Here is a 10,091-nt window from a genome sequence, read left to right on the forward strand (position 1 = left end):
ATGTGCGCGGCACCGGCACTATGGCGCGAACCTGCCGAGTTGAGCCGGACCTGCGCGTACGTGAGGAATCGCCCACCCGACTGAGTTGGCGGAAGGTTCAAACGGCGTAGCGCAGCAGTTGAACACGGGCGGCAGTGGCGATGGTCTGTGTCTGCGGGGCGTCACCCCTCAAGATCGACTCGATTTCGGCCAGACTTGACCGCGTCGCTCGACAGCCCCGGCTCCAACAGCCAGTATGAGACGTGCTGTTGCAGGTGTGACGCTCGGGGTTGGAGGTCGTGCGGGGTCGATGAGAGAGGGGCCTTTGGCATGCCCTCTATCGGCCTGGCCGCACACATCGGTCGACTTCGTATGATCATATCAACCCGCGAGTCCTTTTGATCTTATGATTCTCGGGAAATATAGATTCTTACATCCAACGGGGGATGAGTTTGAATCGTCAAGATGTCAGTCCACTTGGTTTGGTCCGGGATGGGCATGCTGTTAACCCAGTCGGAGTAACTGCACCCAGCGAACCTTCCGTCCGGGAAGTCGTGGCGTTCCCGATAGCATCGCTGCTCCCGGGCGAATCGCCGCGTTCTGAAGGGCAGGATGCGGATCACGTCGCGCGGTTGGTGGAATTTGAGGGGTTGCTTCCCCCTATTCTGGTCGATCGGCGCACACTTCAGGTAATTGACGGAATGCACCGTCTGGTGGCCGCCTTCCTCAAGGGTCACGAAACGATTAATGTCGAGTTTTTCGACGGGACTGCCGAAGAAGCCTTCCTTCGGGCTGTAGAAGCAAATGTGACACATGGTCTGCCGCTTTCGCGATCGGACCGGGTGGCTGCGGCCGGGCGGATCATCGCGTCACATTCGCAGATGTCGGACCGGGCGATCGCGAGGGCCTCGGGGCTGGGTGCCCGGGCGGTTGCGGCGATCCGTCGGCGTTCGGGCGACGGCACACCGGAGCTGAACGCCAGGGTCGGGCTGGACGGGAAAGTCAGACCGCTGAACAGTGTCGAGGGGCGCAGGAGAGCCGCGGAGCTCATCGCTGAGAACCCGGACGCTTCGTTGCGCGAGATCGCACGGTTGGCCGGAATCTCCCCGGCCACCGTGAGTGACGTCCGAAAGCGGCTCCAGGTCGGCGAACTGCCTGTGCCCGAGAAGCCCGGCGACGTGTCCACCGGAGATCAGGACAGCTGCGCCGTGGTGCCGGTGCAGCGCCGCGCTGCACCGGCATCCCGGCTGCCCGCGACGGATCCCGGCTCTCTGGTCGACCGGTTGCTGCTGGATCCATCCCTTCGCTACAAGGAGGAAGGGCGGCAGTTGCTGAGGCTGCTACAGCGGAATGCGATCGGGGATGAGGGGTGGGCCAAGCTGGCCGATGTGGTGCCTTCCCACTGCGGCGATCTGGTCGTCGCTCTAGCGCGCCAGTATGCAGAGACCTGGCTCGGCTTCGCCCGAGAACTGGACGAGCGCGCCCGTGCCATAAGCCAGGGCGCAGCAAGCGGATAGTTTCGAGCGAGGGGGCTGTCGGCAGCCCCCTCGATGCCGACTCGCTCACGGCGTGCCCGAGGTCCCCGCGCCGGAGGGCGGGGCCGGACCCGCGCATTCGTCTTCCGCCAGATGTGGCGGAGCGGTTCGCGGCCGGTAAATCGAGGTGGGGTCCTGCGGTAACTTCGATGCCTGTGGGCGGTGTCCTTCGGCGCCAGCGTCCCGCACGATCTCGTGCGGCCTTCGCCACCGCCCTCCGCTCGACCGCACCGGTCCTCGGCAGGTACTGCCCGAGGCCACCCAGGAGCGGCTCCTGCGTAGGCACGGAACGCTCGCGCGCCAACGCGCTGCTGCCCTCGACCGCGACGGTCGGGGACAGCAGCATCTCCAGGCCGGTCAGCCGACTTTTTCCGCCTTGGCGAGAACCTTCTCAAGGTGACGGTCGACGGTTGCCGGGGGCCGGGGAGCCCGAGACGAGCAGCAGCAGACTGCCGTCGCGGACCGCGGTCTGCTTCACCAGGTGCTTCGCCCGCCAGCGGAGAACGTCAGGAGTTGACTCCACTGCTCGTCCCCGAGCTGACAGGTGGGACAGCCGGTCACGGCGTCGAAGATCCGGCCGATGCCGTCGGACGGCGTGTTCGCGCTGTCGCTGTACAGCTCGTCGGAGACCTCCGAGTTGTTGCTGCCGGCGTAGGTGAAGGTGGCCTTCGCCTCGGGCCCGGCCCGGCGCTCCGGTTGTACCAGGCGGTGTCGAGGCGCATCTCCTGCTGCTGGGTGACCGGTCCGGCAGCGCAGCCGGATCTGGTCGTGGGTGGGGAGGACGAGCCAAGTCCCGGGACGCGCGGCAGTCGGCGCAGACGGCCATCTCACTGCCCAGGGGGACCTGGCCCTGCAGCCGCGGCGACACCGTGACGTCCCCCTTACCTCGTCCTGCACGCCGGAAGACGTTCCCTCGCTGCCCCCGCACCGAGTACCGCCCGTTCGGCTCCTAGCTAGTGGCTGCCGAGGGTCGTTGCGTAGGCTGACGTCGTCGTCGCGGCGGGGGAGTGGGTAAGGCTCCTCAACCCCTCCGAAGTTAGCTGACGGTGAGTCGGAAAAGTCAGCAATTGGTCAGCATCAGTCCTCAAAAACATGGGGAAAGCCGACCGAACATGCGACTCGTTGTAAGGTAGGGAAACTGCCCTTGACCTGCAAAAACGCAGGCAGGGAGCCTAGATCCAGGGGTACCTCGATGATGCGTACAATGTTCAAGTCCAAGATCCACCGGGCCACCGTCACACAGGCCGATCTGCACTACGTCGGGTCCGTGACCATCGACGCCGATCTTCTCGACGCGGCGGATCTGCTGCCCGGGGAGCTGGTGCACATCGTCGACATCGACAACGGCGCCCGGCTGGAGACGTACGTCATCGAGGGCGAGCGCGGTTCCGGGGTGATCGGGATCAACGGGGCCGCCGCCCATCTGGTGCACCCCGGTGACCTGGTCATCCTCATCAGCTACGGGCAGTTCGAGGACGCCGAGGCGCGGACGTTCGTCCCGCGGGTGGTGCACGTCGACGCGGACAACCGGATCGTCGAACTCGGCGCGGACCCCTCCGCCCCGGTCCCGGGAACGGACCAGCGGCGCAGCCCGCACGCGGTCGCGATCTGACCCCGCGGCGGCGGCCCGAGGGCCGCGCGTGGACCGTGATGACGACAGATGACCCCGAAGAGCAAGTGAGGACGGCCCGCATGGCGATCGAGATCAAGGACGACCGGGCGGCCGGGCGGCTGCGGGCCTTCGAGGGGGCGGAGCGGGTCGGTGTGATCGCCTACTTCGTGCTCGCGTCCGGGCCGGGTGCGGGCGCCCTCGTGGCCGTGCACACCGTGGTCGAGCCGGGCCACGAGGGCCGGGGGATCGCGGGGGACCTCGTCCGCGCCTTCTACGGCATGGCGGCCGCCGAGGGGGTCGCCGTGGTGCCGTTCTGCCCGTACGCGGCGAAGTGGGCCGCGCGTCACCCCGATGAGGCGCCCCAGCCGGCGGCGGAGGTCGTGGCGGCGGCGAAGCGGCAACTGGACGCCGACTCCGCCCCGTGAGCGGCGGCCGTGCTCCCGGCGGGCTGACCCTGCTGCACACCTCCCCGGTGCACGTCCCCGTCTTCGACGCGCTGCGCGACCGGCACCACCCCGGGACCGTACTGCGGCACCTGGTCGAGCCCGCCCTGCTGGACCGCGCCCGCACGGCCGGTCCGGCGGCGGTGGCCGGCGAGGTCCGCTCCCTGCTCGCCGCGGCGGGGGGCGGGGACGGGCCGGTGCTGTGCACTTGCTCGACGATCGGCGCGGTCGCGGAGGGCCTCGGCCCCGCCCTGGGCCGCCCGGTGCTGCGGGTCGACCGGCCGATGGCCGCGGCTGCCGTCCGTACGGGCCCCCGCGTCGCGGTCCTCGCCACCGTGGAGAGCACGCTCGCCCCGACGCTGGCCCTGCTCCGGGAGGAGGCCGCCGTCCTGGACCGGGTGCGCCCCGGGAGCGCGGCGGCCCTGTCCCCGCGGCCGCGGGTGGTGCCGGGCGCGTGGGAGCGGTTCGAGGCGGGCGACGCCGAGGGCTGCCTGGCCCTGGTGGCCGCGGCGGCGGACGCGGTGACCGGCGCAGACGTGATCGTACTGGCCCAGGTGTCGATGGCGGGGGCGGTGGACCGCGTCACGACGCAGGTACCGCTGCTGACCAGTCCCTCGGCCGGGCTCGCGGCGGCGGTCGGCGCGCTCCGGCGGGCGTAGCGTCCCGGATCGCGGGAAGGTGGGGCTTATGGTGCGATACGCAGAGAACCAGCCCCCCGGACCGGTGCCGGAGCCCGACCCCGCGCCCGTGCCCGAGCCGGACCCCGTGCCGGGCGCGCCCTCCGGGGTGGAGCCAGTACCGGAGCCCGGAGTACCGGAGCCGGGGGTACCGGATCCCTTCCCCAGCCCCTGGCCGGACCCGGGCCGGCCCGACCCCGGCACGCCCCGACCGCAGCCGGTTCCCCCGCCCGCGCCGCCCGTGCCCGGCCCCGTCCCGGAACCGGACCCGATCCCGCCGCCGCCGGGGCCCGCACCCCTCCCGCAGCCCGGCCCCCTCAGCTGAGCGAAGCCGAAGGCCAAGGACGACCACGCCAGGAGCCGGGCCCGGCCACTGCCCCTCAGTCGGTCCGGACCTCGCAGCGGTCACCGCTCCAGAGGGTGTGGAACGAGCCCCCCGGTCGGTCCGCCGGCAGGTGTGCGCCCCGAAGTAGTCCCGCCGGCCCTGGGTCAGCGCCGCCGGGAGCCGGTCCGCGCGCAGCGGGTCGTAGTACGCCAGCGAGGCCGCGAAGGCCGGGACCGGAGCGCCCTGGCGGACGGCGGTGGCCAGGACGTCGCGCCAGTCGTCCTGCGCCGCGCCGATCTCCTCGGCGAACCGCTCGTCGGCCGGAAGGCTCAGCAGGTCCGGCCGGGCGTCGTACGCGGCCCGGATCCGGTCCAGGAACGCGGCCCGGATGATGCAGCCGCCGCGCCACAGCGAGGCCACCGCGCCGGGGTCCACGGCCCAGCCGTACTCCGCGCTGCCGGCCTGGATCCGGTGGAAGCGCTGGGTGTACGAGACGATCTTGGACGCGTACAGCGCCTGCTCCACCCGGGCGGCGAAGGCGTCGGCCTCCGCTTGCGGCAGCGGCGACGCCGAGGGCCCGCCCAGCGTCCGCGAGGCGGCGCGCAGGTCCGCGTGGCCGAGACGGCGCGCGCGAAGACGGCCTCGGCGGCCGACGCCCACGAAGTGGATGCCCCGCTCGCGCAGCTCGCGCTCGCGGCGCCGGGTGTCCTCGAAGTGCGCGTTCCCGCCGTCGATGATCACGTCGCCCTCTTCGAGCAGCGGGGCGAACTCGCGGATCACGGCGTCGGTGGGTTCGCCGGCCTTCACCATGATGACGAGGCGCCGGGGGCGTTCGAGCGCGTCGACGAACTCCTTCGCCGACTCGGCGGCGATGAAGGCGACGCTGCCCCGGGCGGCCCGCCGATGGATCAAGCCCACGCCCGGAGCGCTCAACACCCCTTGCCGTGCGCCGTGTTGCGCCACTTGTCAGGGCCTCGTCGCGACGTTAGGTTGTGCGGTTCCTGATGTCTGCAAGGGGGCTCCCATGGGCGTACGGGGCCGGCACCGCCGGTACCAGCCAAGCACCATCAACCGGGCTTCGCTGGTGGTGACCGCGGGCGGCGCCGGAATCGCGCTGCCCTTCATCGGCGCCGGGGCCGCCCACGCCGCCACCGTCGACACGTGGAACAAGGTCGCGGCCTGCGAGTCGACGAACAACTGGCACATCAACACCGGCAACGGCTATTACGGCGGGCTCCAGTTCAGCCAGAGCACCTGGCGCGCCTTCGGCGGCACGGCCTACGCCGCCCGCGCCGACCTGGCGACCAGGGACCAGCAGATCGCGGTCGCCGAGAAGGTGCTGGGCTCGCAGGGGCCGCAGGCCTGGCCGGTCTGCTCCAAGGAGGCGGGGCTCAGCCGGGGCGGCGTGAAACCCGCCGTGGCCCCGAAGGCGCGGACCGCCGCACCGGAAGCGGTGAAGCCGCAGCAGGCCGTCAAGCCGCAGCCGCAGCCCCAGCCCCAGCAGGTCCGGTCCGCCGCGCCCACCCCGACGGGTACGACCGTCCTGCCCAATCCGTACGTCGTCGCCCCGGGCGACTCGCTCTCGGAGATCGCGCGGGGCCAGCACGTCGAGGGCGGCTGGCAGGCGCTCTATGAGACCAACCGGGCCACCGTCGGCGCCGACCCGGACCTGATCTTCCCGGGCCAGCGGCTCACCCTGCGCGTCACTGCCGCGCCGGTCACCCCGAGGCCGCCGGTGACCCCCAAGCCGCCGGTCACGCCGCCGCCCAGGGACACCCCGTCGCCCGCGCCCACGCCGACACCCAAGCCGACGCCCTCGCCCGACAAGCCGCCGCGCACGGCGGACCCCGTCAAGCCCGTCGAACCGGCGGCGGCCAAGCCCGCCCCCGCCCAGGGCGGCTTCAGCGCGCCCGTCGAGGCGGCCATGGGCACCGCGTACCGCGTGGCCGGTTCCTCATGGTCCAGCGGCTACCACACGGGCGTCGACTTCCCGGTGGCGACCGGGACCTCCGTCAAGGCCGTCGCTCCCGGCGAGGTCGTGTCGGCGGGCTGGGCCGGCGCCTACGGCTACCAGGTCGTGATCCGGCACACCGACGGCCGGTACTCGCAGTACGCGCACCTGTCGGCCCTCGGCGTCAAAGCCGGTCAGCAGGTGAGCGGGGGAACGCGGATCGGCCGTTCCGGCTCGACCGGCAACACCACCGGACCACACCTGCACTTCGAGATCCGGACGGGGCCCGGGTACGGCACCGACATCGATCCCCTCAAGTACCTCCGCGGCCACGGCGTCGGCATCTGAGGGAACCGCGGCCGGGGCGGCTGACACCCGGGTGTGCGGCGGTACGGCCGTGAGCAGGATCAGGCCGGCCGCCGCGACCGCGGCGCTCACCAGCGCGCCCAGCGTGCCGAGCGCGCCGTAGCGGAAGCCCTCGCCGAAGAGCGAGATGCCGACGCTCGCCGCGACGACCGGATTGACCACGGTCACCGTGGCCAGCGGCGCGGTCAGCCCGGCGCCCCGGTAGGCCGCCTGGGACAGCACCAGCCCGGCCGCCGCGAGCGCGGCGATCGAGGCCAGCTGCGGAGCCTGGCCGAAGACGGCGCCCCGCTCGAAACCTTCCGCCACGGACTTCGTGAACACCGAGCCCATCCCGAAGGCGCTGCCGGCGGCCGTCGCCAGCAGCACGCTGCGCAGCACCGCCCGCCGGACCCGCCGGGCGGCGAGGAACAGGACCGCCGAGAGCCCGGCCGTCACGGCGAGCAGCAGGGTGCGCTCACCGCCCGACAGGGTCTCCTCGGCGCGCGCGTCGCCCCCCGTGAGGGCCAGCAGCCCTGCCAGACCCACCGTGGCCAGCACCGCTCCGCGCCAGGCGGCCGTGCCCGCCCGGCGGCCGATGAGGACGGCGGCCATCGGCAGGGCGAAGACGATCGTGAGCGCGCCGAGCGGCTGGACCAGGCTGAGCGGGCCGTAGGCGAGGGCCACCACGTGCAGCAGTGCGCCGAGTCCGTTGAGCGCAACGGCCAGCCACCAGCCGCCCCGGGCCAGCGGCGCGTACGGCCGCCCGGGGCTGCTTTCCGCCACTCGCTCCTGCACGATCGCGCCACCCGCGTAGGCGAGCGCGGAGATCAGGCAGAGGAGGACTGACAGGGCTAGGGCACTCATGTGGGCCACAATGCCCGGTCCGGCTCGAGTATTCCTCGTCCCACAGGTGGTGATCGCCTGTACTCCTTGAGTAGTACACGTCGAGCGAAGATGTAGCCCGGAGGCCGTTCCGGACCCCTTCGCCACCCCGCGGAACGGCGCCTGCAACAGGGCCCCCGCGTACATAACGTGATGATCCGGCCGCTGCCCGTGAGGCGGCCCGGAGCGGGTTTGGTTCCGGGCGCGTCGGATCCGTACAGTTCTTCTTTTGGGGAGTTCGCGACACGCGGACGCGGACGAGTTGATCGAGGAACGGCAACGGCCATGACGGTGACCGAAGACATCCAGACGTACGGCCCGGGCATCGACCCCGAGCGCCTGGCCGTCTGCCTGGCCGTGCTCGACGAGCTGGACAAGCTCGACGTCGACCACCCCGACGCCGTCACCGTACGCCGCGCGACCGCCGGCATCTACCGCACGGTCAAGCAGCGCCGCCGCCAGGACCGCCGCGCCGCCAAGACCGCCAACGACAAGGCCGTCACCGAGGCGACCGCGACCGGCTCCGCCGACCGCATCGACGACGAGACCCAGGGCAACGCCCTGAGCACCGCCACCAAGGGCCCGGTCGCCGGCATACTCCAGCGCCCGCGCTCCTGCTACGTCTGCAAGACGCGCTACGTCGAGGTCGACGCCTTCTACCACCAGCTCTGCCAGGACTGCGCCGCCTTCAACCGGGCGCGCCGCGACGCCCGGACCGACCTCACGGGCCGCCGCGCCCTGCTCACCGGCGGCCGCGCCAAGATCGGCATGTACATCGCGCTGCGGCTGCTGCGCGACGGCGCCCACACCACCATCACCACCCGCTTCCCGAACGACGCGGTCCGCCGGTTCAAGGCGATGCCCGACAGCCACGAGTGGCTGCACCGCCTGAAGATCGTCGGCATCGACCTGCGCGACCCCGCGCAGGTCGTCGCGCTGGCCGACTCGGTCGCCGCCGAGGGCCCGCTCGACATCCTGATCAACAACGCGGCCCAGACCGTACGCCGCTCCCCGGGCGCGTACAGCGAACTGGTCGCCGCGGAGAACGCCCCGCTGCCCGCCGGCGAACTGCCCGCCTCCGAGGTCATCGGCACCTTCGGCAGCGGCACCGTCGACCGGGTCGCGGCGCTGCCCACCGGCAAGGGCGAGAAGCTCAGCGCCCAGGACGTCACCGAGCTGGCCCTGGTCTCCGGTTCGGCGTCCCTGGAGCGGATCGCCGCCGGTACCGCCATCGACGCGGGCGGCCTGGTCCCGGACCTGCACCACACCAACAGCTGGATCCAGACGGTGTCCGAGGTCGACCCGATCGAGCTGCTCGAAGTCCAGCTGTGCAACTCCACCGCGCCGTTCATCCTCATCAGCAAGCTCCGCCCAGCGATGGCCGCGGCCGCCGCCGAGCGCCGCTACGTCGTCAACGTCTCCGCGATGGAAGGCGTCTTCGGCCGCGGCTACAAGGGCGCCGGACACCCCCACACCAACATGGCGAAGGCCGCGCTGAACATGCTGACGCGCACCAGCGCCCAGGAGATGTTCCAGAAGGACCAGATCCTGATGACCGCCGTCGACACCGGCTGGATCACCGACGAGCGCCCGCACCCGGACAAGGTCCGGCTCGCGGAGGAGGGCTTCCACGCCCCGCTCGACCTGGTCGACGGCGCGGCCCGGGTCTACGACCCGATCGTCCGCGGCGAGGCCGGCGAGGACCTGTTCGGCGTATTCCTCAAGGACTACGCGCCCGGCAACTGGTAACCCCCGTCCCTCCCGCTCCCGCCGCGCGGCGGACGGCCATGCGCCCCGGTCCCCTCCCCAGGGGGCCGGGGCGCACTCGTGCGGTCCTCCACCAGCTCTGGACACACTGGGTTGCGCGGCCGGTAACGCCGGGAGAAAACAAGGGGTACACAGCGGATTTTACCTTTCCATCGAGCGGGGCCCCGCTCATATGTGTACCCTGAGGACACGGACGGCCTCACCAAGGCCACGCTCCGTATCGAGAACCACGGCGCCACCGCGTCCGGATGTCCTTTTCCCTGCCCGGCAGCGGCACGCCCGCCGGGTTACGCGACACGAAGGAGTGCGCGGTGACACCAGAACTGACCAAGCGTGACCAGGGACTGCTGGAGCGGACCGACTACCGTTCCCGCACCCGCTCGGACGAGCTGGGAAGCCTGGAAGTGTGGGCCCGGTCCGCACCGATCCGGCTCGCCGGATACGAAGAGGACCTGGCGGAACCCCACATCCTGCCCGGAATCGACTGAGGGCCCGCCGCGACGGCCTCGGTGATGACCCCGGTGACGTGGCCGCCGACCCGGATCGGGTTCCAGTCGACGTCGGCGCCCTTGGCG

7 protein-coding genes and 3 pseudogenes are annotated in these 10,091 nt (G+C 71.7%); 7 read left to right on the top strand and 3 right to left on the bottom strand.

Going from position 1 to position 10,091, the window contains the following annotated elements:
* Positions 1-533 precede the first annotated feature (533 nt).
* Positions 534-1,496, top strand: a complete 963-nt coding sequence (locus ABZY31_RS27790; protein ID WP_356415484.1) for a ParB N-terminal domain-containing protein — start codon at positions 534-536, stop codon at positions 1,494-1,496.
* A 375-nt stretch (positions 1,497-1,871) separates the two neighbouring features.
* Here ABZY31_RS27790 and ABZY31_RS27795 read toward each other — a convergent pair.
* Positions 1,872-2,186, bottom strand: a pseudogene (locus tag ABZY31_RS27795) (hypothetical protein); the annotation flags it as partial.
* Positions 2,187-2,706: 520 nt separating this feature from the next.
* Here ABZY31_RS27795 and panD point away from each other — a divergent pair.
* The 3 genes from panD (at position 2,707) to ABZY31_RS27810 (ending at position 4,228) form a co-directional block, all read left to right on the top strand.
* Positions 2,707-3,126 carry an aspartate 1-decarboxylase gene (gene panD / locus ABZY31_RS27800; RefSeq protein ID WP_356415487.1) on the top strand — a complete coding sequence of 140 codons (420 nt, stop codon included), beginning with the start codon at positions 2,707-2,709 and terminating at the stop codon, positions 3,124-3,126.
* Positions 3,127-3,206: 80 nt separating this feature from the next.
* Positions 3,207-3,551 (top strand): GNAT family N-acetyltransferase, encoded by a 345-nt coding sequence (locus tag ABZY31_RS27805; RefSeq protein ID WP_356415490.1) that lies wholly within the window; start codon positions 3,207-3,209, stop codon positions 3,549-3,551.
* Positions 3,548-4,228, top strand: a complete 681-nt coding sequence (locus ABZY31_RS27810; protein ID WP_356415493.1) for an aspartate/glutamate racemase family protein — start codon at positions 3,548-3,550, stop codon at positions 4,226-4,228. The genes ABZY31_RS27805 and ABZY31_RS27810 overlap by 4 nt, the downstream gene beginning before the upstream one ends.
* Before the next feature lie 398 nt (positions 4,229-4,626).
* Here ABZY31_RS27810 and ABZY31_RS27815 read toward each other — a convergent pair.
* Positions 4,627-5,447: pseudogene (locus ABZY31_RS27815) on the bottom strand (NAD(P)-binding domain-containing protein); the annotation flags it as partial.
* A 148-nt stretch (positions 5,448-5,595) separates the two neighbouring features.
* Between ABZY31_RS27815 and ABZY31_RS27820 the strand changes: the two are divergent.
* Positions 5,596-6,870: a transglycosylase family protein gene (locus ABZY31_RS27820; RefSeq protein WP_356415495.1), complete on the top strand. Its 1,275-nt coding sequence runs from the start codon at positions 5,596-5,598 to the stop codon at positions 6,868-6,870.
* Positions 6,871-6,951: 81 nt separating this feature from the next.
* Here ABZY31_RS27820 and ABZY31_RS27825 read toward each other — a convergent pair.
* Positions 6,952-7,896: pseudogene (locus ABZY31_RS27825) on the bottom strand (DMT family transporter); the annotation flags it as partial.
* Positions 7,897-8,034: 138 nt separating this feature from the next.
* On the opposite strand from ABZY31_RS27825, the gene ABZY31_RS27830 reads away from it, so the two are divergent.
* Both ABZY31_RS27830 and ABZY31_RS27835 read left to right on the top strand, forming a co-directional pair.
* Positions 8,035-9,498: an SDR family NAD(P)-dependent oxidoreductase gene (locus ABZY31_RS27830; RefSeq protein ID WP_356415498.1), complete on the top strand. Its 1,464-nt coding sequence runs from the start codon at positions 8,035-8,037 to the stop codon at positions 9,496-9,498.
* Positions 9,499-9,827: 329 nt separating this feature from the next.
* Complete coding sequence (locus tag ABZY31_RS27835; RefSeq protein ID WP_356415501.1) at positions 9,828-10,004, top strand: hypothetical protein; 177 nt, start codon at positions 9,828-9,830, stop codon at positions 10,002-10,004.
* The last annotated feature ends 87 nt before the right edge of the window (positions 10,005-10,091 follow it).

This window comes from Streptomyces sp. NPDC006529 (assembly GCF_040611795.1).
Classification (GTDB): Bacteria; Actinomycetota; Actinomycetes; order Streptomycetales; family Streptomycetaceae; genus Streptomyces.

Coding starts and splice junctions, on each gene's coding strand:
- panD (WP_356415487.1), top strand. CDS start 2,707: ATGATGCGTACAATGTTCAAGTCCAAGATCCACCGGGCCACCGTCACA.
- ABZY31_RS27830 (WP_356415498.1), top strand. CDS start 8,035: ATGACGGTGACCGAAGACATCCAGACGTACGGCCCGGGCATCGACCCC.
- ABZY31_RS27805 (WP_356415490.1), top strand. CDS start 3,207: ATGGCGATCGAGATCAAGGACGACCGGGCGGCCGGGCGGCTGCGGGCC.
- ABZY31_RS27820 (WP_356415495.1), top strand. CDS start 5,596: ATGGGCGTACGGGGCCGGCACCGCCGGTACCAGCCAAGCACCATCAAC.